This is a genomic window from Canicola haemoglobinophilus (assembly GCF_002015075.1).
In the GTDB taxonomy this organism is placed as follows: Bacteria; Pseudomonadota; Gammaproteobacteria; order Enterobacterales; family Pasteurellaceae; genus Canicola; species Canicola haemoglobinophilus.
Window position 1 is genome coordinate 1 of the sequence record NZ_MUXZ01000028.1, and the last position, 25,610, is coordinate 25,610.

23 protein-coding genes and 1 pseudogene are annotated in these 25,610 nt (G+C 36.2%); 15 read left to right on the top strand and 9 right to left on the bottom strand.

All coding sequences use genetic code 11. From position 1 onward, the window contains the following. Both B0186_RS11545 and matP read right to left on the bottom strand, forming a co-directional pair. A pseudogene (locus B0186_RS11545) lies at window positions 1-175 on the bottom strand (IS256 family transposase); the annotation flags it as partial. 137 nt (window positions 176-312) lie between these two features. Beyond that, window positions 313-759 carry a macrodomain Ter protein MatP gene (matP, locus tag B0186_RS08610; protein WP_078218955.1) on the bottom strand — a complete coding sequence of 149 codons (447 nt, stop codon included), beginning with the start codon at window positions 757-759 and terminating at the stop codon, window positions 313-315. Window positions 760-915: 156 nt separating this feature from the next. On the opposite strand from matP, the gene B0186_RS08615 reads away from it, so the two are divergent. From B0186_RS08615 to B0186_RS08640, 6 genes are all read left to right on the top strand, one after another. Beyond that, window positions 916-2,727, top strand: a complete 1,812-nt coding sequence (locus tag B0186_RS08615; protein WP_078218956.1) for an AAA family ATPase — start codon at window positions 916-918, stop codon at window positions 2,725-2,727. A gap of 93 nt (window positions 2,728-2,820) precedes the next feature. Further along, window positions 2,821-3,810: a phenylalanine--tRNA ligase subunit alpha gene (gene pheS, locus B0186_RS08620; RefSeq protein WP_078218957.1), complete on the top strand. Its 990-nt coding sequence runs from the start codon at window positions 2,821-2,823 to the stop codon at window positions 3,808-3,810. 13 nt (window positions 3,811-3,823) lie between these two features. Then, entirely contained in the window at window positions 3,824-4,138 is a 315-nt protein-coding gene (locus B0186_RS08625) for a hypothetical protein (RefSeq protein WP_235817212.1), read from the top strand. Between the two features lie 165 nt (window positions 4,139-4,303). Next, window positions 4,304-6,691: a phenylalanine--tRNA ligase subunit beta gene (pheT, locus tag B0186_RS08630; protein ID WP_078218958.1), complete on the top strand. Its 2,388-nt coding sequence runs from the start codon at window positions 4,304-4,306 to the stop codon at window positions 6,689-6,691. 2 nt (window positions 6,692-6,693) lie between these two features. Continuing rightward, window positions 6,694-6,987, top strand: a complete 294-nt coding sequence (locus tag B0186_RS08635; protein WP_078218959.1) for an integration host factor subunit alpha — start codon at window positions 6,694-6,696, stop codon at window positions 6,985-6,987. A 99-nt stretch (window positions 6,988-7,086) separates the two neighbouring features. Further along, complete coding sequence (locus tag B0186_RS08640; RefSeq protein WP_078218960.1) at window positions 7,087-7,572, top strand: NlpC/P60 family protein; 486 nt, start codon at window positions 7,087-7,089, stop codon at window positions 7,570-7,572. Between the two features lie 53 nt (window positions 7,573-7,625). On the opposite strand, the gene ttcA is transcribed toward B0186_RS08640, so the two are convergent. Next, a complete protein-coding gene (ttcA, locus tag B0186_RS08645; protein WP_078218961.1) occupies window positions 7,626-8,570 on the bottom strand; it encodes a tRNA 2-thiocytidine(32) synthetase TtcA in 945 nt (314 codons plus the stop codon). Between the two features lie 217 nt (window positions 8,571-8,787). Here ttcA and mukF point away from each other — a divergent pair, with 217 nt between their 5' ends. The 6 genes from mukF (at window position 8,788) to B0186_RS08675 (ending at window position 18,882) form a co-directional block, all read left to right on the top strand. Further along, window positions 8,788-10,110 carry a chromosome partition protein MukF gene (gene mukF / locus B0186_RS08650; protein ID WP_078218962.1) on the top strand — a complete coding sequence of 441 codons (1,323 nt, stop codon included), beginning with the start codon at window positions 8,788-8,790 and terminating at the stop codon, window positions 10,108-10,110. A 96-nt stretch (window positions 10,111-10,206) separates the two neighbouring features. Then, window positions 10,207-10,965: a chromosome partition protein MukE gene (mukE, locus tag B0186_RS08655; RefSeq protein ID WP_078218963.1), complete on the top strand. Its 759-nt coding sequence runs from the start codon at window positions 10,207-10,209 to the stop codon at window positions 10,963-10,965. Further along, complete coding sequence (gene mukB, locus B0186_RS08660) at window positions 10,965-15,488, top strand: chromosome partition protein MukB (RefSeq protein ID WP_078218964.1); 4,524 nt, start codon at window positions 10,965-10,967, stop codon at window positions 15,486-15,488. Before mukE ends, mukB begins: the two co-directional genes overlap by 1 nt. An 81-nt stretch (window positions 15,489-15,569) precedes the next feature. Further along, window positions 15,570-16,439 carry a DMT family transporter gene (locus B0186_RS08665; RefSeq protein ID WP_078218965.1) on the top strand — a complete coding sequence of 290 codons (870 nt, stop codon included), beginning with the start codon at window positions 15,570-15,572 and terminating at the stop codon, window positions 16,437-16,439. Window positions 16,440-16,447: 8 nt separating this feature from the next. After that, window positions 16,448-17,869: an exodeoxyribonuclease I gene (gene sbcB, locus B0186_RS08670; RefSeq protein WP_078218966.1), complete on the top strand. Its 1,422-nt coding sequence runs from the start codon at window positions 16,448-16,450 to the stop codon at window positions 17,867-17,869. 83 nt (window positions 17,870-17,952) lie between these two features. Further along, complete coding sequence (locus B0186_RS08675; RefSeq protein ID WP_235817213.1) at window positions 17,953-18,882, top strand: zeta toxin family protein; 930 nt, start codon at window positions 17,953-17,955, stop codon at window positions 18,880-18,882. 509 nt (window positions 18,883-19,391) lie between these two features. Here B0186_RS08675 and truA read toward each other — a convergent pair. Together truA and rplY are read right to left on the bottom strand one after the other, a co-directional pair. After that, window positions 19,392-20,174, bottom strand: a complete 783-nt coding sequence (gene truA, locus B0186_RS08680; RefSeq protein ID WP_078218967.1) for a tRNA pseudouridine(38-40) synthase TruA — start codon at window positions 20,172-20,174, stop codon at window positions 19,392-19,394. A gap of 75 nt (window positions 20,175-20,249) precedes the next feature. After that, window positions 20,250-20,537, bottom strand: coding sequence for a 50S ribosomal protein L25 (gene rplY / locus B0186_RS08685; protein ID WP_078218968.1), 288 nt, complete (start codon window positions 20,535-20,537; stop codon window positions 20,250-20,252). 216 nt (window positions 20,538-20,753) lie between these two features. On the opposite strand from rplY, the gene B0186_RS08690 reads away from it, so the two are divergent. Next, window positions 20,754-21,359 (top strand): DedA family protein, encoded by a 606-nt coding sequence (locus B0186_RS08690; protein ID WP_078218969.1) that lies wholly within the window; start codon window positions 20,754-20,756, stop codon window positions 21,357-21,359. A 30-nt stretch (window positions 21,360-21,389) separates the two neighbouring features. Here the strand turns inward: B0186_RS08690 and B0186_RS08695 are convergent, their stop codons facing one another. The 4 genes from B0186_RS08695 to infC all read right to left on the bottom strand — a co-directional run bounded on the left by B0186_RS08695 (window position 21,390) and on the right by infC (window position 23,398). Beyond that, on the bottom strand, window positions 21,390-22,061 hold the full coding sequence (locus B0186_RS08695) for a TIGR01621 family pseudouridine synthase (RefSeq protein WP_078218970.1): 672 nt from the start codon (window positions 22,059-22,061) through the stop codon (window positions 21,390-21,392). 72 nt (window positions 22,062-22,133) lie between these two features. Then, window positions 22,134-22,487, bottom strand: a complete 354-nt coding sequence (gene rplT, locus B0186_RS08700; RefSeq protein WP_005596075.1) for a 50S ribosomal protein L20 — start codon at window positions 22,485-22,487, stop codon at window positions 22,134-22,136. Window positions 22,488-22,554: 67 nt separating this feature from the next. Next, window positions 22,555-22,752 carry a 50S ribosomal protein L35 gene (rpmI, locus tag B0186_RS08705; RefSeq protein WP_005596065.1) on the bottom strand — a complete coding sequence of 66 codons (198 nt, stop codon included), beginning with the start codon at window positions 22,750-22,752 and terminating at the stop codon, window positions 22,555-22,557. Between the two features lie 100 nt (window positions 22,753-22,852). Further along, window positions 22,853-23,398, bottom strand: coding sequence for a translation initiation factor IF-3 (gene infC, locus B0186_RS08710; RefSeq protein ID WP_456263915.1), 546 nt, complete (start codon window positions 23,396-23,398; stop codon window positions 22,853-22,855). Between the two features lie 353 nt (window positions 23,399-23,751). Here infC and B0186_RS08715 point away from each other — a divergent pair, with 353 nt between their 5' ends. Then, window positions 23,752-24,525: an FNR family transcription factor gene (locus B0186_RS08715; protein ID WP_078218972.1), complete on the top strand. Its 774-nt coding sequence runs from the start codon at window positions 23,752-23,754 to the stop codon at window positions 24,523-24,525. A gap of 156 nt (window positions 24,526-24,681) precedes the next feature. Continuing rightward, window positions 24,682-25,608: a universal stress protein UspE gene (gene uspE, locus B0186_RS08720; protein ID WP_078218973.1), complete on the top strand. Its 927-nt coding sequence runs from the start codon at window positions 24,682-24,684 to the stop codon at window positions 25,606-25,608. Window positions 25,609-25,610 lie beyond the last annotated feature (2 nt).

Here is a 25,610-nt window from a genome sequence, read left to right on the forward strand (position 1 = left end):
TTTTGCCTTTTCTGGGCTGATGCTTTTCATAGCCAAGGTGGTCGGTCAGCTCACCATTTAACGCCGCTTCTACCGTGATTTTTTTGAGCATTCGTGAAAACTGATTAAGGTCTTCTGGGGTTTTTAGGGTTTTGGCAAATTCCGCTGCCAAGGCGTGGAGTTGTTTTTCGTTCATAATAAAATACCTGTGTCTAGATGTATTATCTCAGAAACAGGTATTTACACAAATTATGGGAGAGGCTCAATTAAAACTCTCTATTTTGGTCATATTTAGCAAGGCAAATGCCTTGCTTTTTTATATTTTAGACTTACTTATTTCAATAAATCTTTCAAGCCTTCTCGCATCGCAGATACTTGATTTTCATATAAGGCTTTACTTTCTCTCTCATCGATCATGTAAGAAATAGTTTCTGATAGTGTCATCTTCATTTTTCGTGAATAGCGTGATAAACGAAGCCAAACAGCATATTCCAAATCAATAGATTTCTTTTTTGTGGATTGTTTTTCAGCATTAAAAAAACGTTTTCTTCTAGCTCTGATAGCCTGATCCAGTTTTACAGTTAAGTGTGGTGATAAATGTTTTTTTATCCAATCTTCAATCTTTTCGGGATAATTTTGGCCTTCAACCAATTGGCGAAGAATTTCTTCTTGTAAGCTTTGTTCTGTATAACGAGTAATATTTTCTCCTTCACGGGCTTTTTTGATCAAATATAACCATTTCCAGTTTGCTTCTTGATTTTCTAACTTTTGATATTTCATTTTACTTTTACTTATATGTGACAATGTAACCTGGAAACAATATTACGCTTTTTAAATGAATTTTTCTAGTAAATTTTAATTAAGAATACAGAAGTGAATTTTACAGAAATGTGCGATAATAGCGCCTAATTAATGCAGGTTTGATAGAGAGTAATTGTGACAACAGAGCAAAAAATAGAAAATTCCCCAAAAGAATTAGCATCAGAACAACTCATTTCTTGGCAAAATTTATTACCCACTTTACCGCTTGATAATGATTTTTTTGATACTTCATTATCTGAAGTAGATTTTTTTTCCTTGCAACCTAGAGCAAAAAGTGCGGTTGATCTTTTCCTAAAAAATTCTTACCGCTCTTTGTTAGTTTTAAAAGCTGATGATCAAGCGGAATATGCGCCCTTACTGCAAGAATATATCGAGCAAAAATTGCCAGCTGATAAAGAAGTTATAGGCGTAAAATATACTATTGAACAAGGCGATAGCTTTTCTTTTCCACAAATCTATTTAGAACAAGCAACATCAATAGAGGATAATTTTGCTGGTCAGAAAAAAGTTGCTAGCGCATTATTTTTTGATCAAAGCCAACTATTTGGCTCCGTTTTAATTCATCCTAGTTCTCATGATATTCAATTAAATGCTGGCTTGGTACATCAGCTGAATAATGGTGTGCTCATTTTAAGTGTCGCAGCATTATTGGAACAATTTGATGTATGGCTTCGTTTGAAACAATTATTATTAAGCGGTGTTTTTAGTTGGTATTCTCTTAACCCCTTAAAAACGTTACCTTGTTCTATTCCAGATTATCCATTAAATCTGAAAGTGATTATTTTAGGTAATCGTTCAGAACTTGCCACTTTATCTGAGTTGGAGGAAGAACTGTATCACTTTGCAGATTATGCAGAAATTGAAAGTTATTTTTCATTTGATAACAGTCAATCCTATCAAGATTGGGCAAGCTATGTGTATACAGTTGCTAAAACACAAGAGATAGAACTAAGTCGTGAAGGGATTAATGCACTTTATCAATTCTTGGTCAGAGAAAGTGAAGACCGTTATTTAGTCAGTATTTCTCCGTTAAAATTAAAAGAAATTTTACTTGGAGCTCAACTTTTAAGCGGAAAGCAAAGTTTAAGTGCGGTAGATTTTCAATTATTTTTTCAGCAAAAAGAACAACAGCATAGTTTTTTGCGTGAACAAACTTATCGAGATATTTTACAAGAACAAATTTTTATTGCGACAGAAGGCGAGATGATAGGACAGATTAATGGATTATCTGTCATTGAATATCCCGGTACACCAGTTTCCTTTGGCGAACCCTCAAGAATTAGTTGCATTGTACAATTTGGTGATGGGGAAATTATTGATATTGAGAGAAAAAGTGAGCTTGCAGGCAATATTCATGGCAAAAGTATTATGATTGCCGAAACTTGTCTTGCTGGCGTTTTGGATCTTCCTTCTCAACTGCCGTTTTCTGCATCCATTGCCTTTGAACAATCTTATGGTGATATTGACGGGGATAGTGCATCTTTGGCAGTATTTTGCGCTTTGTTAAGTGCTTTATCTGATTTACCTTTACCACAGAATATTGCTGTAACAGGGGCAATTGATCAATTTGGTTTGGTTCATACAGTTGGTGGTGTCAATCAGAAAATTGAAGGCTTTTTTGAAATATGCCAACGCCGAGAATTAAATGGAACACAAGGCGTAATTGTTCCAAGTGCGGTACTAAATCAGCTGAGTTTATCCAATAAAGTTATTGATGCTGTACGCCAAGAAAAATTCTTTATTTGGGCTGTTGAAGATATTTTTCAGGCGACTGAAATTCTATTTAAACGCCACTTAGCAAGTGAACCAGATATAGCCTATACAGAAAAAAATCTTCCTATTGTAGATGTTATTCAACAGAGATTGGAAGATAGAGCTGAGCAGCATAAAGGCCGTTTTTGGCATTTTTTCTTTAACCGCCGTTAAAAATGAAGAAAAACGTGATTTTTTAACAGCTTAGTATTATCATTAACGGCATTTTCGTTCAAACATTGGATTTTTATTATTTAGAGGACAGGTATGCATAACCTACAAGAAATTACTGAACAGGCTAAAAAAGCAATTGAGGCGCTAACAGATAAGAGCCTTGAAAGCTTAGATGCAATTCGTGTGGAATATTTTGGCAAAAAAGGACATTTTACTCAGTTAATGCAAGGATTGAGAGATGTGCCAGCAGAAGAAAGACCCGCTGTAGGTGCTAAAATTAATGAAGCAAAACAAGAAGTTCAAGCTATTTTAAATGCGAAAAAAGCAGAATGGGAAGAGATTGCATTAAATGAAAAATTAGCGCAAGAAAGCATTGATGTTAGCTTACCGGGAAGAACTTTGGAATTAGGCGGATTACACCCAGTTTCTATTACTATTAATCGAGTTGTGCAATTTTTCTCAAAATTAGGTTTTACGGTTGAAGTAGGACCTGAAATTGAAACTGACTACTATAACTTTGATGCATTAAATATTCCTAAACATCACCCAGCTCGCGCTGATCATGATACTTTCTGGTTTGATGCAGAACGTCTATTGCGAACCCAGACTTCTGGTGTACAAATTCGTACAATGGAAAAAATGCAGCCACCAATTCGCATTATGGCCCCTGGACGAGTTTATCGTAATGACTACGATCAAACACATACACCAATGTTCCATCAAATTGAATTATTGTATGTAGATAAAAAAGCGAATTTCACTGAGTTGAAAGGCTTATTACATGATTTCTTACGTGCATTCTTTGAAGAAGATTTACAAGTGCGGTTCCGTCCATCATATTTTCCATTTACAGAGCCTTCTGCGGAAGTGGATGTAATGGGGAAAAATGGAAAATGGCTTGAAGTTTTAGGTTGTGGCATGGTCCATCCAAATGTATTACGTAATGTTGGCATTGATCCAAATGAATATTCTGGATTTGCGGTGGGAATGGGGGTAGAGCGTTTAACAATGTTACGCTACAACGTCACAGATTTACGCTCATTCTTTGAAAACGATCTACGTTTCCTCAAACAATTTAAATAATGAGAATATGAATATGAAAAAACTAATTCCAATTGCTTTTCTTGGTTTTTCTTCTTTGGTTTCAGCTAATTCAGAAGAGCAAATTAAATTGGCTATTCAAGAACAAAAACCTATGGCTGTTATTCGTGTTTTTGATACGTCAGTAAAACCATACAAAGTCATCGAGGGGAATAAATTGTCACGTAGTAAACCTCGTCAAGTTTGCTTACATGTGTTAAATGTACCAGTTCAAGAACAAAATCTTTTTGCTCAATATGTTCTAGCACCAAGGCCAATAGAAGTAAACGTGCCAAATGCCAAAGTACAAACAATAAAAAGAATTTTTTAATTGTATTCGATATGATGAAAACAGAAATTAGGGATAATACTCCTACGCAATGTTGGACTTTTGGCAAACAAGATCCTATTGGTACGTATAAATTAGATGCGCAATTTAATGATATTGTGTTTAAGAATATAGAATTTAAATTATTAAAATAAAGCGAGAAGATAAATGAAATTTAGTGAATTATGGGTGCGTGAGTGGGTGAATCCTGAAATTAGCACAGAACAATTATGCGAACAAATCACAATGCTTGGGTTAGAGGTTGATGGTGTAGAAAATGTTGCTGGCAACTTTAATGGTGTTGTTGTTGGTGAAGTGGTTGAATGTGCTCAACATCCTGATGCGGACAAATTACGTGTGACTAAAGTCAATGTGGGTGGAGATCGTTTATTAGATATCGTATGTGGTGCACCAAATTGCCGCCAAGAGCTAAAAGTTGCTTGTGCCACTGAGGGTGCAGTTTTACCTAGTGATTTCAAAATTAAAAAAACGAAATTACGTGGTCAGCCATCTGAGGGAATGTTATGTTCTTTTACAGAATTAGGCATTGCTAGTGATCAAGATGGTATTATTGAATTGCCACAAGATGCTCCTGTAGGAACTAATCTACGTGATTATCTAACCTTAGATGACAATAGCATTGAAATTAGCTTAACGCCGAACCGTGCTGATTGCTTAAGTATGGCTGGAATTGCTCGCGAAATTGCGGTTGTCAATAAACTTGAGCTAAACCCACTACACTTTGAACCTGTAACAGCCAGCATTGAAGACAAGGTTGCTATTGAAGTATTAGCCCCAGAAGCTTGTCCACGTTATTTATTGAGAGTGGTAAAAAATGTTGATGTTAAAGCAACATCTCCAATGTGGCTACAAGAAAAATTACGCCGTTGTGGTATTCGTTCAATCGATCCTGTCGTAGATGTCACCAATTATATTTTATTAGAACTTGGTCAACCAATGCACGCTTTTGATATGGCAAAAGTGGCTCAACCTGTACAGGTGCGTATGGCAAAACAAGGCGAAGAACTTGTACTATTAGATGGTTCCACAGCTCAGTTAAAAGAAAATACATTAGTCATTGCCGATCAAAATGGTCCATTAGCTATGGCGGGTATTTTTGGTGGACAGGCAAGTGGCGTTAATACTGAAACTAAAGATGTTATTTTAGAAGCGGCATTTTTTGCACCATTAGCTATTGCAGGGCGTGCAAGACAATATGGTTTACATACAGATTCTTCTCATCGTTTTGAACGTGGTGTGGATTTTGAACTTGCTCGTAAAGCAATGGAAAGAGCAACCGCACTTTTACTTGACATTTGTGGTGGTGAAGCAGGTGAAATTTGTGAGGCTTTAAATACCGAACATTTACCAAAAGTAAAACAAGTTCAATTACGTCGTTCAAAATTAGATGCCTTACTTGGCCATCATATTGAAACCGAAATTGTTACCGATATTTTCCACCGTTTAGGATTTGCAGTGGAATATGCGAATGATGTTTGGACAGTTACTTCAGCGAGCTGGCGTTTTGATATTGAAATTGAAGAAGATTTAATTGAAGAAGTTGCTCGTATTTATGGCTATAACAGCATTCCAAATAATGCACCTCTTGCACATTTACAGATGAAAGAACAGCCTGAAGCATTATTAGATCTTAATCGAATTCGTACCGCACTTGTGGATAAGGATTATCAAGAAATTATCTCTTATAGTTTCGTTGATCCTGATGTTCAGAAATTGTTGCATCCAGAGCAAGATGCACTTGTGCTACCAAATCCAATTTCAAAAGAAATGTCAGCAATGCGTTTATCTTTATTGCCAGGATTATTAGGTGCAGTTGCATATAATCAAAATCGCCAACAAAATCGTATTCGTTTATTTGAAGCGGGTTTACGTTTTGTACCTGATGCAACAGCCGAATGTGGCATTCGCCAAGAATATGTGATTGGCGGTGTGATTGTTGGAGATAAACGCCCTGTTTATTGGGAACAAAAAGGTGAGCATGTTGATTTCTTTGATTTAAAAGGTGATTTAGAACAAATTTTATCTTTAACCAAGGTTGGAAATCGCTTGCGCTTTGTTGCAAAAACTTATTCTGCATTACACCCAGGTCAATCAGCAGCAATTCTGCTTGATGAGCAAGAAATTGGCTTTATCGGTACCGTTCATCCAAAAGTGGTACAACAATTAGACTTAGCTGGTAAACCTATTGTATTCCAAATTGAATGGAGTGCGATTGCTGAGCGTAATGTGCCAAAAGCACAAGAAATCTCTCGTTTCCCTGCCAATAAACGTGATATTGCGATTGTTGTAGATGCCAATGTTGCAGCGGGCGAAGTATTAGACGTGTGTCGTTCAGTGGGGGGCAAACAGCTTATCAACGTCAATTTATTTGATGTTTACCAAGGTTCAAACTTACCTGTGGATAAGAAAAGTTTAGCACTTAGCTTAACTATTCAAGATACAGAAAAAACTCTTGAAGAAAAAGATATTAATGCAGTAATTTCTGTTGTATTATCTGCATTGGAACAACGTTTTAATGCTTACTTAAGAGATTAATTATGACACTGACCAAAGTAGACCTCACGAATAGTTTGATTGAACAAGGTTTAAATAAATTAGATGCTAAAGAATTAGTGGAAGATTTCTTTGAACAAATTCGCGTCGCATTGGAAAATGGTGAAGATGTGAAATTATCTGGTTTTGGTAATTTTGAATTAAGAAATAAATCTTCTCGTCCAGGACGTAATCCTAAAACAGGGGAAACAGTCCCTGTTTCTGCTCGTCGTGTTGTTGTATTTAGGCCAGGTCAAAAATTGCGTTCAAGAGTAGAAAAATCCAAACCAAAGAGTTAATTTTTCTTTCTTTTAAAAAAGAAGCTATTTACTTGATGTAAATAGCTTTTTTATGTCTTATTTACACCTAATAATTAGGATAAAGCTATTGGAATTCTTATGTTAAAGAAGATTTCTTTTTGTATAAGTATCATTATATTGACCGCTTGTACATCAACTACAAAACAGAAAAATGACTCGTCTATTGAATATCAAGGCAAGTTGAATGATCCTATCATGGCAATTGCCCTTTTATCCGAGCAACAACACCAATGGGCAGGAACGCCTTATTTAATTGGTGGAAACACTAGAAGAGGGATTGATTGTTCTGCATTTGTACAAAAAACATTTAAAGATCGTTTTAATGTAAAACTGCCGCGAACAACTGTTGAACAAGCAAAACAGGGTATCAAAATTAAAAAAACAGAACTGCAAACTGGAGATTTAGTTTTTTTCAGAACAGGAAGAGGACCAAATGGTTACCATGTTGGTATTTATGTTAAAAATGATCAATTTTTACATGCTTCAACAAAAGGTGGGGTTATTTACTCGTCATTAAATAGCCCTTATTGGAAAAGAACTTATTGGCAAGCGAGAAGGCTCTAATAAAAAGTGCGGTAAAAATTTTATTTTTCTACCGCACTTTTTGTCTGTAATCCTTAATTTACCTCTTTAAAACTAATCATTTCACCTTGGGTAAAATCTGTTTTTTCATCTTCATCTTGAAGTTGTAGAGCCGCTGAAAACTCTTGTTTATCAAAGGCAATATCGCCCTCTAAACCTTCAATCATACTTCCATGCTGAATCCCTTTAAAATCAAATAAATTAGGATCGCATAAATGGGAAGGAACAATATTTTGCATAGCACTAAACATAGTTTCAATTCTTCCCGGATATTGACGATCCCAGGTTTGTAGCATTTCTTTCACCACTTGGCGTTGTAAATTAGGCTGTGAGCCACAGAGGTTACAAGGAATGATTGGGAACTGTTTGGCAATAGCGTATTTTTCAATATCTTTTTCTTTGCAATAAGCTAAAGGGCGAATCACAATCTGTTTGCCATTATCACTCATCAGTTTAGGTGGCATTGATTTCATTTTGCCGCCATAAAACATATTTAAAAACAAGGTTTCTAACATATCATCACGATGATGTCCTAAGGCAATTTTGGTCGCTCCTAATTCTGTTGCAGTGCGGTATAAAATACCTCGGCGTAATCGAGAGCAGAGGGAGCAAGTGGTTTTTCCTTCAGGAATTTTTTCTTTCACAATGCCATAGGTATTTTCTTCTACAATCTTGTAATCCACACCAATACTTTGCAAATATTCAGGCAAAATATGTTCTGGAAAACCAGGCTGTTTTTGATCTAAATTCACTGCCACAATATCAAAATGGATAGGGGCATTTAGGCGTAAATTTAATAAAATATCTAACAACGTATAACTATCTTTTCCGCCCGATAGACAAACCATAACTTTGTCGCCATCTTCAATCATATTGAAATCAGCAATGGCGTTGCCTACATTACGGCGTAATCTCTTTTGTAATTTATTGAAGTTATAAGTCTGTTTTTTCTCTTTTTCAGTCACAATATTTGCATTCATATAATTATTTCTGCCCTTATTAAAAATTTGCCGTATAGTAAAGGGGAATTGCTACTTTGCCAACAGAAAACTGTATTTTTAATGATCTATTGTCTAAATTCGCTACGAGATACAAGTGCGGTGGCTTTTTGCCCTATTTCTCTCTATTAGAAAAGGCAAAATTAGGCTATAATCTCGCACAATTTTGCGTAAATTTATTGCATTGTGAGAATTGTTAATGCTCGAAACATCACAAACCATTCCTGAATTAGTTAATTGGGCGAGAGAACGTGAGTTTTCTTTAAATCTCCCTACCGAACGATTGGCATTTTTACTAGCCATTGCTATTTATAATAATGAACGTATTGACGGAGAAATGTTAGAAACCGATTTGGTTGATATTTTCCGCCACATTTCTAACGCTTTTGATCAATCTGCAGAAACTATTAGTACCAGAGCAAATAATGCGATTAATGAGCTCGTGAAACAGCGTTTTTTAAACCGTTTTAGTAGTGAATTCACTGAAGGTTTATCTATTTATCGTCTAACTCCGCTAGGTGTAGGCGTTTCCGATTATTATATTCGTCAGCGAGAATTTTCCGCTTTACGTTTATCCGTACAGCTTTCTATTGTGGCAGATGAAATTCAACGTGCATCAGATGCGGCAGAAGAGGGCGGAGATGAACATCATTGGCGAAGAAATGTATTCGCACCATTAAAATATTCTGTCGCTGAAATCTTCGATAGCATTGATTTATCTCAGCGAATGATGGACGAAAATCAACAAAGTATCAAAGAAGAAATTGCGGAATTGCTGACAAAAGATTGGCAAGCAGCGATTGCCAGCTGTGAACGTTTGTTAGATGAAACTTCAGGCAATTTGCGTGAATTACAAGATACACTCAACGCCGCTGGCGATAAATTACAGGCACAATTATTGCGTATTCAAGATTCTGTGATCGGTCATGATAATCTGTATTTTGTGGATCAGCTGATTGTGGACTTACAGGCAAAACTAGATCGCATTATTAGTTGGGGACAACAAGCCATTGATTTATGGATTGGTTACGACCGCCATGTGCATAAATTTATCCGTACCGCCATTGATTTAGATAAAAACCGTGTCTTTTCACAGCGTTTACGTCAATCTATTCATCATTATTTTGATCATCCTTGGTTTCTTTGGGCTGCACAGGCTGAACGCTTAGTGGATTTGCGAGAAGATGAATTAAGCTTGCGTGAAGAAGATGCCATAGGTGAGCTACCTGAAGAATTGCAATATGAATCCCTTGCTGATTTACATGAGCAAATTGTAGAAACAATGCAGGCGTTACTCATCGAATATCGTTTACAAAATCAGCCTATTGATTTGAGTGAAGTGTTAAGAACCCAATTAGAACAATATCCATTAGCAAAACATTTTGATGTAGCTCGTATTATTGTTGATCAAGCCGTGCGTTTAGGTTTAGCACAAGATGATTTAAGCGGTATTTATCCTGACTGGAAAGCCATTAATGAACTGGGAGCAGAAGTGCAGGCTCATATAATAGATAAATATTAGGCAGTCAAAATGAAAAAACTTATCGAAAATTGACCGCACTTTAGTTTGTGGATACCTAATTTAATTAACAGATTTCTGAACAGAAAAGAGAAAAATATGACAGACAATATCCAAGATTTACTTTCCAGCAAATTAGCAGCAGCCATTGCTAATCCTTTATTTCCTGAAGTAGATAGCCAATTGCGTTCAGGTAAGCATATTGGGCAAGAATATTTAGATAATTATTCCTTTTTAGCGGATTTTCAGCATGAATTAGATAGCTTTTATCGCCGTTATAATGTGGAGCTTATTCGTGCACCAGAAGGTTTCTTTTACTTACGCCCAAAAGCAACAACCTTGATTGCTCGTTCTGTGTTGACGGAATTGGAAATGTTAGTAGGGAAAGTACTTTGTTATTTATATCTCAGCCCAGAGCGTTTGGCACAACAAGGCATTTTTACTGTTCAAGAAGTCTATGATGAATTACTCAATTTAGCGGACGAGGCTAAATTATTGAAAGCTATTAATTTGCGTGCGAGTGGTTCTGACTTGGATAAACAAAAATTAGCAGAAAAAGTGCGTGCAGCCATCAGCCGATTACGCCGTTTAGGTATGATTCATACGGTTGGTGAGCAACATAGTGGCAAATTTACGATTTCTGAGTCCGTATTCCGCTTTGGAGCGGAAGTGCGTTCGGGCGATGATCCGCTTGAAGCTCAATTACGTTTAATTCGTGATGGGGAAGCGGCAACACCGCAATCATTACAAGCAGAAAAAGCCAGTTTAAAAGATGCAATGGAGCAAAGTATGCTAGAAACAAGTGCGGTAGAAAATGAACAAGATTTTGAAGATGAACAAAATGAGGGAATGGAATAATGGCAGATTTAGAGTTACAACCAAGCATGGCTGAACAAAACTTTGATGAAGTTGAGCAACAACAAGAAACCCTCGAAAATATCACCGCACTTTCGCCCTTTAGTTCTCCAGAAGGGGTTGAGCGTGGTAAATTCCGCTCTTTAACCTTAATCAACTGGAACGGTTTTTTTGCCCGCACTTTTGATTTAGATGAATTAGTGACAACTCTTTCAGGTGGTAATGGTGCAGGTAAATCGACCACAATGGCGGGATTTGTGACCGCACTTATTCCAGATTTGACTTTGTTACATTTCCGTAATACCACGGAAGCCGGTGCTACAAGCGGGTCTCGTGATAAAGGATTACACGGAAAACTGCGTCCAGGTGTTTGTTACGCGGTTTTAGATACCATTAATTCTCGTCATCAAAGAACCTTAGTTGGAGCAAGACTACAACAAGTGGCTGGGCGTGATAAGAAAGTAGATATTAAAACTTTCTCTGTTCAAGGCTTAGAATTATCACAAAATCCTACCGCACTTTTCACCGAAGTCGTTGGCGAACGCCAAGCCAGAGTGTTAAATCTGAATGAATTAAAAGACAAAGTTGAAAAACTTAATGCACAGTTCAAGCAATATCATTCCATTGCAGATTATCACTCAATGATGTTTGATTTGGGGATTATTCCAAAACGTTTACGTTCTTCTTCAGATCGCAGCAAATTCTACAAATTAATTGAAGCCTCTTTATATGGCGGTATTTCAAGTGCCATTACCCGTTCCTTGCGTGATTATTTATTACCAGAAAATTTAGGCGTGCGTAAGGCTTTTCAGGATATGGAATCAGCCTTGCGTGAAAACCGTATGACCTTGGAAGCCATTAAAGTTACTCAATCTGATCGTGATTTATTCAAGCATTTGATTACTGAAACTACCAATTATGTGGCATCTGATTATATGCGTAACGCCAATGAGCGTTTGGGTAATATTCAAAGTGCGGTGAATTTCCGCCGAGATTGGTATAAAGCCAAAGGCGAGCAATATTTATCACAACATCGTTTAGTCGAGTTGAGCCGAGAAGCCGCTGATTTAGCTGAAAATGAGAAAACCTTAGAAGTGGATCATCAAAGTGCGGTGGATCATTTGAATTTGGTGCTTAATGCCTTACGTCATCAAGACAAAATTGAACGCTATCAACAAGATGTGGTTGAAATCACGGAACGTTTAGAAGAACAAACTTTAGTGGTTGAAAATGCGAATGAGCAAGTGATTGAAACTGAAGCTCAATTACAGGAAATTGAAACTGAAGTTGATCAAATTCGTAATCAATTGGCAGATTATAAGCAAGCCTTAGATGCTCAACAAACTCGTGCTTTGCAATATCAACAAGCGATACAAGCCTTAGAAAAAGCCAAGAATTTATGTGGTTTGGCTGATTTAGCAGTGAAAAATATTGATGATTATCATCAGGAGTTTTCAGCACAAGCAGAACAATTAACGGAAAATGTATTAGATCTTGAGCAAAAAATGTCTTTATCAGAAGTGGCGAAAGCACAGTTTGATAAAGCCTATCAATTAGTCTGCAAAATTGCCGGCGAAGTGCCTCGTTCCGCAGCATTTGAGCAAGCCAAAGAGCTATTAAGAGAATATCCAACGCAGAAAGTACAGGCTCAACAAGCACCGCAATTAAGATCTAAATTACATGAGCTTGAACAACGTTATCAGCAACAACAAAGTGCGGTACGTTTATTAAAAGAATTTAATCAACGTGCTGATTTGCAATTTGATGAAGCAGAGCAGTTGGAAGACTATTATGCGGAGCAAGAGGCAATTATTGAGGATTTAACTGCGGAATTATCTGAGCAAATAGAAAGCCGTTCTAGCCTACGTCAAAAACGGGAACAACTGACCGCACTTCATCAAGAAAATAGTCAAAAAGCACCAGCATGGCTGACAGCACAATCTGCTTTAGAGCGTTTGCAAGAGCAAAGTGGTGAGCATTTTGCTGATAGCCAAGATGTAATGAACTTTATGCAAGCGCAGTTGTTGAAAGAACGTGAATTAACTATTGAGCGTGATCAGTTTGAACAAAAACGTCAGCAGCTAGATACCCAAATTTCTCGTTTAAGTCAGCCAGATGGCTCAGAAGATGCACGCTTAAATATGTTGGCAGAACGCTTTGGTGGCGTGTTGTTATCTGAATTATATGATGATGTACCTATCGAAGATGCCCCTTATTTCTCCGCTTTATATGGCCCAGCCCGCCATGCCATTGTGGTGCGTGATATAAGTGCGGTGAAAAATCAGCTAGATGATTTAGAAGATTGCCCAGAAGATTTATATTTAATTGAAGGCGACCCAACTGCCTTTGATGATAATGTGATGGATGCGAAAGAGCTGAGCCATGGGGTAGTAGTACAGATTTCAGAGCGTGAATTGCGTTATTCAAAATTCCCTGAAATTCCTTTATTTGGCCGTGCGGCAAGAGAAAAACGTTTAGAGGAATTAACGGCAGAACGTGAAGAGGTTTCTGAATTATATGCACAAAAAGCCTTTGATGTACAAAAATGCCAGCGTTTGCATCAGCATTTTAGCCAATTTGTTGGTTTACATTTGGCATTGGCATTTTTACCAAATCCAGAACAGACTTTGGCAGAAATTAATCAGCAACGTAATGAAATAGATCGTGAATTAAACTTGCTCAGTAGCACGGAACAGCAATTGCGTCTGCAATTAGATAATGCGAAAGAGAAGTTGCAGTTACTCAATAAATTAAGACCGCACTTTGCTTTATTAGCAGATGAAAGCCTCATAGATCGCATTGAAGAATGTCGTGAGCAATTAGATTTTGCCCAACAAGATGAAATCTTTATTCGTCAACATGGGGCGAATTTATCGCAACTTGAACCTATAGCCACTAGCCTACAAAGCGATCCTGAACATTATGAGCGTTTAAAATCCGATTATGACCAAGCGGTTATGCAGCAAAAACAAGTGCAACAACGCTTATTTGCTTTAGCGGACGTGGTGCAACGTAAGGCTCATTTTGCTTATCAAGATGAAGTTCAAGCAGAAACTTCTGATTTGAATGAACAGCTACGTCAACGTTTAGAGCAAACCCAACAACAACGTGATAATTGCCGTGAACAACTACGCCAAAAACAAGCTCAATTCGCTAACTATAATAAAGTGCTCATTGAGCTAAGTTCTTCTTTGCATAATAAACAGCAAGTTTTAAATGAGTTGTTGCAAGAAGTGGGCGAACTTGGTGTTCGTGCGGATCAAGGGGCAGAGCAGTTGGCTCAAGCTCGCCGAGATGAATTACATCAACAGCTTTCTATTACACGCCAACGCCGTACTCATGTAGAAAAAGAGTTAACCAGAATTGAAAGCGAGTCGCAAAGCCTAAATGCACGTATTCGTAAAGCAGAAAGAGAATACAAGACTCAACGTGAACTGGTGGTAGCGGCGAAAATTAGCTGGTGTGTGGTGATGCGGTTATCCCGTGGTAGCGATGTGGAAAAACGCCTAAACCGCCGTGAATTTGCTTATTTATCTGCCGATGAATTGCGTTCGATGTCGGATAAAGCCTTGGGTGCATTACGTCAGGCGGTAGCAGATAACGAATATCTGCGTGATTCATTGCGTATTTCTGAAGATAGTCGCAAACCTGAAAATAAAGTGCGGTTCTTTATTGCCGTTTATCAACATTTACGTGAGCGTATTCGCCAAGATATTCTGAAAACAGATGATCCTATTGATGCTATTGAACAAATGGAAATTGAGCTTAACCGCTTAACTAGCGAGTTGACTCAACGTGAGAAAAAATTAGCGATCAGTTCAGAAAGTGTTGCAAATATTATGCGTAAAACCATTCAACGTGAGCAAAATCGTATTCGTATGCTCAACCAAGGCTTACAAAATATTGCCTTTGGTCAGGTTAAATCCGTGCGTTTAATGGTAAATATTCGTGATACTCATGCTATGTTGCTTGATGCTTTATCTAGCGAACAGGGCGAATATCAGGATCTCTTTACCGATAGCCGTATGACCTTCTCTGAAGCCATTGCGAAATTATATCAACGCCTTAATCCATATATTGATATGGGACAACGCACCGCCCAAACTATTGGTGAAGAATTGTTAGACTACCGTAATTACCTTGATTTAGAAGTGGAAGTTTATCGTGGTGCAGACGGTTGGTTAAGAGCAGAAAGTGGAGCATTATCCACTGGTGAGGCCATTGGTACGGGGATGTCCATTTTATTAATGGTAGTCCAAAGCTGGGAAGAAGAAAGCCGTCGTATTCGTGGCAAAGACATTGTGCCTTGCCGCTTATTATTCCTCGATGAAGCCGCTCGTTTAGACGGCAAATCTATCTCAACGTTATTTGAATTATGTGAACGTTTAGATATGCAGCTATTAATCGCTGCCCCTGAAAACATCAGCCCAGAAAAAGGTACAACCTATAAGCTGGTGCGTAAAATTTCAGGCAATCAAGAGCACGTTCACGTGGTTGGATTACGTGGGTTTGGTGTGACAGAGTAGAGAAGACAAAGCGCGGTTAAAATTTTGAAAAATTTCACCGCACTTTTAAATTTTGTGTCATAAAAATGAAGAAGGAATTTTATGTTATATCTTATTATCGCTATATTCTGTAGCGTTTCTGTTTCAGTTCTACTCAAAGTAGCACGGAAGAATAATATTACTATTGATCAGGCGATTGCTTTTAATTACATCACAGCTATCTCTCTTTGTTACTTTTTATTAAAACCAGATTTTCAAGGTTTAGGATTTACTGAGTTTTTCCAACAAAGTGAGCATCAAGGTATTTTCTTAAGTCTTGGCATTTTGTTACCAACAGTCTTTATTTTTATGTCAAAAGCGGTAGAGTATGCTGGCATTGTGAGAGCTGATGCCGCACAAAGATTAGCACTTTTTTTACAAGTTCTGGCAGCTGTAGTGATCTTTAATGAAAGCATAAGTAATATGAAAATTGCCGGTGTATTCATTGCATTTCTTGCGCTATTTTGTTTGCTTTCTAAACCAACTCAAGTGATTGAAAATGCGGGAAAATCAATTGTTTTTCTGCTTTTAGTGTGGTTAGGCTATGGCATTATTGGTGTCTTATTTAAGAAAACAGCGCTCATGGGAGGGAAATTCCCAACAACGCTATTTATTTCTTTTGTGCTAGCAGGCACATTGATGTTTTTATATTTGCTAGTGAAAAAAACCAGATGGAGTATGCCAAGTTTGATTGGGGGAATTGTTTTAGGAATATTAAATTTCTTTAACATTTTATTCTACATAAAAGCTCATCAATCTCTTAGTTCTAGCCCAACCATTGTTTTTGCAGGAATGGATCTTGGTGTAATTTGTTTGGGGGCAATAACGGGTGCACTTTTCTTTAAAGAAAAAATCAGCAAAATCAATGGAGTAGGGATTTTCCTTGGTATATCCGCAATTATATTCATGTACGCAGAAAAATTATTTATTTAGAGCTAAATATGCAACGAGATTTCAGTTTTTTTATTTACGATTTTGAAAGTTTTGGTATCAACCCAGCCACTGACAGACCTGCGCAATTTGCAGGTGTTCGCACTGATAAAGATTTTAATATTATTGGTGAACCAGTCATTTTATATTGTAAACAAACTAATGATTATCTTCCTTCGCCAGAGGCGGTTTTGGTTACGGGCATTACACCACAAATTTGTAATGAGAAAGGCGTATCTGAGCCTGAATTTGCTGAGAAAATTTTGGCTGAATTTAGCCAGCCTAATACTTGTATTATGGGATTTAATAATATTCGTTATGATGACGAAATGACGAGATATACTTTTTATCGTAACTTTATTGATCCTTATGAATATAGCTGGAAAAACGGAAATTCTCGCTGGGACTTACTAGATGTAGTAAGGGCTTGTTATGCGTTACGTCCCGACGGAATAAATTGGGCTTACGATGACGAGGGAATGCCGTCTTTTCGCTTAGAAAAATTAACTCAGGTAAATGGTATAGAACATAGTAATGCCCATGATGCTATGGCTGATGTTTATGCAACTATTGAAATGGCAAAATTAATCAAACAAAAACAGCCTAAACTGTTCCAATTTTTCTTTGAAAATAGAGGGAAAAGGGAAGTAGAAAAGATGATCGATACAGCCAACATGCAACCATTAGTGCATGTTTCTGGAATGTTGGGTAATTATCGAGGCAATACAAGTTGGGTTGTGCCATTAGCTTGGCATCCGATAAATCAAAATGCAGTTATTGTTTGTGATCTTGCTAAAAATATTGATGATTTACTGACTAAAAGTGCAGTGGAATTGCGACAAAATTTATATACGCCTAAAGCTAAATTAGAACAAAATAATGTTTTGCCTGTACCACTAAAATTGGTGCACATTAATAAATGTCCGATTCTTGCGCCAGCAAAAACCTTATTACCTGAAAATGCGGCTCGTTTAGGTATTGATCGAGAGCTCTGTTTGCAGAATTTGCAGAAACTACGTCAATCCCTTGATATTCGAGATAAAGTCATTGAAATTTTTCATGATGAAAGAGAATTTGAGCCGAGTGATAATGTAGAAACAGAACTATATAGTCAATTTTTTAATAGTAATGATAAAAATAATATGGCGATTTTGCGCCAATTGCCTCCAGAAAAATTAAATGAACATAATTTGTCTTTTTTAGATAAACGTATTCCTGAATTATTGTTCCATTATAGAGCAAGACATTTCTATAAAATGCTTAATCGTGCTGAGCAGATAAAATGGCAAAAATATCGTCAACGTAAACTTGAAAAAAGTGCGGTTCAATTTGAGGAAAGTTTACAACGTTTAGCTGAAGAGCATCAAAATAATCCAGATAAATTATTGTTATTACAACAAGTATATGAATATGGCGCTACTTTATTGAGATAAATGAAATAAAATTAAAAAAAAGGGGAGTGACAATGTAACAGAAACTCCCCTTATCTGTATTTAAAATAAGCAATGGAGGATATATGAGTACATTAATGCAGAAAGATGTGTTGCTTGAGCTGATTTCAACTGTTCAAGCTAAGTTAAGTCAAGAGATTGAAAATGAAGATTTTCTGGATGAGCTATTATATTTAGTGAAACTTCGACACCAGATTTATCAATCCCTTCCTAGCGATCTCGATTATTTATCCCTTGCTCGTTCAGTTAAAGATATTGCCAAGAAATATAATTTTATTAATAACTCTGATATAGACGTTAAAAATTATGATGTTGACTTGGATGTAGAGAATAAATTTCCTCTAGTATGGGGCAATTTGCTAAAAGGAAATTATATTTCACCATCAAACAAGCCTGTTGCCGTACTGTTAGGCGGGCAACCAGGAGCAGGGAAGTCCTATGGGACAAAAGTCATGTTAGATCGCTTCAATAATAATATACTTGTGATTAATGGCGATGAATTCAGACCATATCATCAACATTTTGATGCAATTTATGCGCAATATGGCAAAGATTTTTCAAAATATACTGGTGAATTTGCTGGGAAAATGGTAGAAAAAGTTAGAGATGAGGCGATCAAACAAGGATTTAATATTGTTATTGAGGGAACTTTCCGTCGAGCAGAATTGCCTTTGAAAGAACTAAAAAACTTTGCAGAACATGGCTACCAAACTGGTGTAATTATTTGTACTTGTGCTAAAGATGTGAGTTGGCGTAGCACAATAGAAAGAGGCGATGAACAACAAGCTCAAGGATTAAATCCTCGCTATGTGCCAAAAGAGCATCATGATCTTGTTGTGTCTAAACTCGCTGAAAATGTTGCATCTGTTGTAGAAGAAAGTAATTTGTCATTTTTTGAGATTTATTCTAGAGAGGCTAAATTATTTGATCTAAAAATAGATAATGTGATTTTGATAAAAGAAATGATCAATAAAATTTTGACAAATAAAATCTAATTAGAATTTAGAAACTCATAAAAGCTACGACCTAAGCTATGTTAGGACGTAGCTTTTTTTATGGTTTCTGATTATTACTCAGTGCTTATCTTTAAAAATAGCTTTACAAAAGCATTACAAATAGTATTGGCAACTTAATAAAACTAATAATTGCATGTTACAACGTTTAATCTACACTTGATTTGTCTTGCTTGAGTGATAAAAGTGACTTGTGTATAAGTCTGTGATTTATTTATATCGTAGTTTTCGCTAACCGTATAACTGATTACGCATAATGAATATTATGTTAAATGAAATGCATTATAAAGTAACTTTTAAATTATTGCATTACTCTATTTATGAATGATGAATTTAAGTCCTAAGGAAATTTAAAAGAGAAAAAATAAACAGGTGGAAAATTAATATTGAATATTTGATACAGTGTCACGTTTTATTTTAGATAAATAAAAAACACCTTCTTAGAATATTAAAAAGGTGCTCTTGAGCAGAGGATTATTGATTATAAAAGTTTAAATAAGAAACAACGGACCTAAATTATGAGAAGGAATTTCAAAATGCTGAGGATAAATCACATCGACCAAATATAAACCTTGAGGCTTGGCTGTAGGAGCTGCTAAAGTGCGGTCTTTTTTTTCCAATAATTCAGCTATCCAATCTACTGGCTTATTTCCATTCCCTACTTCAATTAAACTCCCCACTATATTACGCACCATATGATGAACAAATGCATTTGCTTGAATATCAACAATAATGTATTGTCCCAGTCTTGTTACATTAAGATGATGTATATTTCGCCAAGGTGTTTTTGATTGGCATTGCGCAGCACGAAATGAGGAATAATCATTTTCGCCGAGTAAACTCTGCCCTGCTTGATGCATTAATTCGTGATTGAGTGGCAAGTGATAATGCGTTATTCCTTGCGGCAATATTGCGGATCTTAGCTTGTTATTATAAATAATATAGCGATAACGGCGAGCTGTTGCACTAAAACGAGCATGAAAATCCTCGTCAACAATTTTTGTCCAAGTCACAGATATATCATCAGGCAAATTTGCATTTACGCCAAAACTCCAGGCTTTTTCTGATCTATTTGCATTTGTCTCAAAATGTATTACTTGTCCTGTTGCATGAACTCCAGAGTCAGTTCTACCTGCGCAAAAAATTTCACAAGGTTCATTTGCAACAAAAGAAATCGCTTTCTCTAGTTCTTCTTGTACACTGACTACTCTATCTTGTCTCTGCCAACCATAATAGTTTTTACCATCATATTGAATACCAAGTGCAATTTTCATAGGATTTCCATTTTATAACATATTGAAAAGCCCCATGATTTTCATCATAGGGCTTCAAATTCATTGAAACTTTGCTTATACGCGTTTGAAGTCAATGTGAACTAGTTTTGGTTTGAATGGGTGACGTTGCATTGCTTGCACTTTAACTGCAACTTCTTTGCCATCAATAACTAAAGTGATCACATCAGAATAGAATGAATCATGAATTTGTGCGTTGTTTAATTCATCGTGATTTAATACGATTGAAACAGGTGCTTCACTACCACCATAAACGATAGCAGGAATTTGACCATTATGACGCAGGCGGCGGCTCGCACCCTTACCTTGCGCAGAACGAACTTCAGCGTTAAATTTAAATGCCATTTTTATGTTCTCTTTAAGTAAAAATAAAAATAAAAACCGCAGGCGACCCAGCGATTTCCCTTAATTTATGCTAAAACTTGTTGTCATGTTTTAGACGGTGCGCATTATAATGAATTATTCTCGCTAAATCAAATAAAACATTGAATTTGAACTGGATATTTCTGCCAAAAAGACTACAATAACCGAGCTTTATTTTTTACGATAAATGGATATTTCATGGAGTTACTGATTAATTTTTTTACTGATTATGGGTATTTTGCCGTTTTTTTTGTGCTTATTATTTGTGGTTTCGGGGTTCCTATTCCAGAAGATATAACATTAGTCTCAGGCGGTGTGATCGCAGGATTGTACCCTAACGAAGTCAATGTGCATATTATGCTCGTTGTAAGTATGCTAGGAGTGTTAATTGGCGACAGTACAATGTATTGGCTCGGTCGCATTTACGGTGTAAAGATATTGCGAACTCGCTTAATGAAAAAAATTGTTACCTTTAAACGTTTAAAAATGGTAAAAGAAAAATTTGCCAAATATGGTAATAGAGTTTTATTTGTTGCTCGTTTTTTACCTGGTTTAAGAGCGCCAATTTATATGGTTTCTGGTATTACACGCCGTGTTAGTTTTATTCGTTTTGTATTTATTGATTTCTGTGCCGCAATTATTTCTGTCCCTATTTGGGTATATTTAGGTGATTTTGGTGCAAGTAATTTAGATTGGCTACACCATCAAATTCAAAAAGGTCAATTTGTTATTTATATTTTAATATTCTTACTTGCAGTATTCTTATTCTGGAAATGGAAACGTAGTAAAAAGAAAGAATTATAATTAGATATTTATTTAGGGCATAGTTAGAATTTAGTTATGCCCTATTTTATTTATTGCGTTTTTAACACTTTCCCTCGTGAAAAAACAACCATTCTTTTCGATTTTTGGCATAGCCATCACCTCAATTTTTTCATTAAAGTAATCAAATTTCAGCTTATATGCATGCAAATAAGTGCGGTCAATTTCTTCATCATTTTTACCATAAAGTAAGTCACCCAAGATAGGACTTCCCAAACTTTTCATTGCTACTCTTAATTGATGTGTTTTTCCAGTTTGTGGATGTAGAATAAATAGCCGTAAATTAGGCTCACAACTAACAGAATAAAAACGTGTTATTGCTGGATTGTCTTTGCTTTTAGTAAGTTTCCACATCCCACGGCGAGCTTTCTGCATATCGCCAATAATTAACCCTTGTTTTTTCTTTGGCTTATGTTTTGATAAAGCAATATAAGTTTTTTGAATCAAATGTTGTGCAAAAAGTTGTGATAAATAAGTCGCAGATTGGGCATTTAAAGCAAGAATAAGCAACCCTGAAGTGACTTTATCTAATCGATGAACAAGCCAAACTTGAGGAATATTGAGCTGATTTGCGAGAATTGTTGTTAAACCTTGCTCTTCTTGATCTTTATGAACGCTTATTCCACAAGGCTTATTAATAATAATGAAATCTTGATGTTGGTAAACAATGTCAAATTGTTGCATAGGATATTCAAACTAATTTATGAAACTAAAAAAGGGTACCATAAAGGTACCCTAATTTATCTATTCTTTAAATTAAAGAGCAGATTTTGCTTTTTCAACTAATGCTGCAAAAGCAACTTTATCAAATACAGCGATATCAGCTAGAATCTTACGATCGATCTCAACAGATGCTTTTTTCAAGCCGTTGATGAATTTGCTGTAAGATAAACCGTTTTGACGAGCTGCAGCGTTGATACGAGCAATCCATAATTGACGGAATTGACGTTTACGTTGACGGCGGTCACGGTAAGCATATTGACCAGCTTTAATCACTGCTTGGAACGCAACGCGATAAACACGTGAACGCGCACCATAATAACCTTTAGCAGCCTTAAGAACTTTCTTATGGCGTGCTCTTGCAATAACACCACGTTTTACACGAGCCATTATTTAATCTCCTATTGTCTATGAATCTAAAATTGAACTAATCGTACGACTGTACTTAAAACGCAGCTTATGCGTATGGTAAGCACGCTACTACTAAAACTTGGTCTGCTTTCGCAACCATTGATTTATGACGTAAATGACGTTTACGTTTAGTTGTCTTTTTAGTCAAAATGTGACGTAAGTGAGATTGTTTACGTTTAAAACCGCCAGAAGCTGTTTTCTTGAAACGCTTAGCAGCACCACGTACTGTTTTAATTTTAGGCATTGTTTTATAAACTCCGCATTGTTTAAGTTTAACATCAGATAATTAGGCGAATAAAAATATGGTAATTACACCGCACTTTTATTACTTGAAATTGCACTAACTATTTCTTTTTCGGGGCTAATACCATGATCGCTTGGCGACCTTCTAATTTGCCAGGTGCTGATTCAACAACGGCAATTTCAGCAAGGTCGTTTTTTACACGCTCTAATACGTCTAAACCAATATCTTGGTGAGCCATCTCACGTCCACGGAAACGCACAGTGATTTTAGCTTTATCCCCATCTTCTAAAAAGCGAATCAGGCTGCGTAGTTTTACCTGATAGTCGCCTTCGTCTGTACCAGGACGGAATTTAATTTCCTTCACTTGTACAACTTTCTGCTTTTTCTTCTGCTCTTTTGCAGCTTTACCTTTTTCATAGAGAAATTTACCGTAATTCATAATACGGCATACCGGTGGTTCTGCATTTTGACTGATTTCAACAAGATCTAACTCAGCTTGTTCAGCAATATCTAAGGCTTGTTGAATAGATACAATACCCGCTTGTTCACCATCTTGGTCAATCAAACGAACTTCTTTCACTCTAATTTCATCGTTAATACGATTAGGGCGATTTGTTGCCGGAGCTTTTTTTACGGTTTTAATAATACTATTCCTCTAATGATCCTAAACCACAATCTAACTGCAATTTTACAGAAGATATAAACTATTGCTATCCTTGTAGCAAAACGGCGAAATTCTATAGGATTTTTAGTGTGTATGCAAGATATTAAGAAACATATTGACAAGTTTTATAAGTAAATGCGCTAAGTAAAACGCATAGAACACATAAAATTTGGATTAGTTTTTTCTTCGTTAATTTTTCTGCTGCCATTACCAATTTCCTTTGTATTTTTTAATATTTAAAACTTCTTAATTATTTTATTTAATGTTATCATTTCTTGAGTTAGATCAAGTTTACATGATTTTATCTCAGTTTTAATGCTTTATTTGAGGAACGAATGAAAATTTTAGCCTGTGAACAAAAAATTGGACGAAGTGTTCAATCGGGTGGTTGTGCTATTCACTGCCAAGATTGTAGTATTAGTCAACTCTGTATTCCGTTTACATTAAATGAACATGAATTAGATCAGCTCGATAATATTATTGAACGCAAGAAACCTATTCAAAAATCCCAAGTTTTATTTAAAGCAGGCGATGAATTAACCTCTCTTTATGCTATTCGTTCTGGCACAATTAAAAGTTATACCATTAGTGAAACAGGCGAAGAACAAATTACATCTTTCCATTTACCAGGAGAGCTCGTCGGGTTTGATGCGATTAATAATATGCGCCATCCTAGCTTTGCTCAAGCATTAGAAACAGCTATGGTTTGTGAAATTCCTTTTGATATTCTGGATGATTTATCAGGAAAAATGCCCAAATTAAGACAGCAAATTATGCGTTTAATGAGCAACGAAATCAAAAGAGATCAAGAAATGATTTTATTGCTGTCAAAAATGAATGCGGAAGAACGTCTAGCTGCTTTTATTTACAACCTTTCCAACAGATATTCTGCCCGTGGCTTTTCAGCTCGAGAATTTCGTCTAACAATGACCAGAGGCGATATAGGAAACTATTTAGGATTAACAGTTGAAACCATTAGCCGTTTACTTGGTCGTTTTCAGAAAATCGGTATTTTATCTGTTCAAGGCAAATATATTACCATCAATAATATGCCTGAACTTTCAGCGCTTGCTGGTACTACTAAGCCTAAAATAAAAATGGTTGGATAAAAAATTCGAGCGCAATAATAAATTATTGCGTTCGATCACTTTTTAAAAAACTACTGCTTGTTATTTCTATAAATATTACCTATCCTATTTCTACATATCTATTAATACAACCAATTTATCGATTTCTCAGAAAATCGTTAAACAGCGGAGGTTATTATGCAATTCAATAATATACTTGTCGTTTTAAATCCTGAAACAGAAAAACAATATGCTTTGGCTAGAGCTGTTCGCTTAGTAAAAGAGCAAAAGAATGAAAATAAAGTAAAAATTACCACTTTCATGGCTGTATATGATTTTTCTTATGAAATGTCAGCTTTATTGTCTTCTGAAGAAAGAGATGCTATGCATAAAAGCATTATTGAACAGCGCCAACAAGCTGTTCAACCTTATCTGGAAAAATATGCAGATCCTAATATTGAATTTAATTCTATTGTTCTTTGGCATAGCAACGAAGCTGAAGCTATCACAAATGCTGTAGCCGAACATAATTATGATCTTGTGATTAAATATACTCAGGAAGAAGAACGTTTATCTGCCCTTATTTTTACTCCTCAAGATTGGCAATTATTACGTAAATGCCCTGCTCCGATCATGGTTGTTCGTGATGGAGATTGGAAACATCAACGCCGTATTCTTGTAGCTGTTAACGTTTCAGATGATAAAGATGAACATACATCATTAAACAATGAGCTTGTTTCTCTAGGCATTGATTTAGCGGATAAATTGGAACGTGGTAATATTCATCTTGTTACTGCTTATCCGCCAACACCAATCAATATGGCAATTGATTTACCTGAATTTACTACCACAGAATATGGAAATGGTATTCGTGGTCAATATCTGTTAAACATGAAAGCATTGCGCCAACAATTTGGTATTGATGAAGATCATACTCATGTAAGAGAGGGTTTTCCTGAAGATGTTATTCCTGCGGTTGCAAAAGAATTAGAAGCTGAATTAGTGGTTTTAGGTACCGTGGGAAGAACTGGCTTGTCTGCCGCTTTCTTGGGTAATACGGCAGAACACGTTATCAGTAAATTAGAATGTAATTTGCTAGCAATCAAACCAAGTAAAAAAGAATAGTT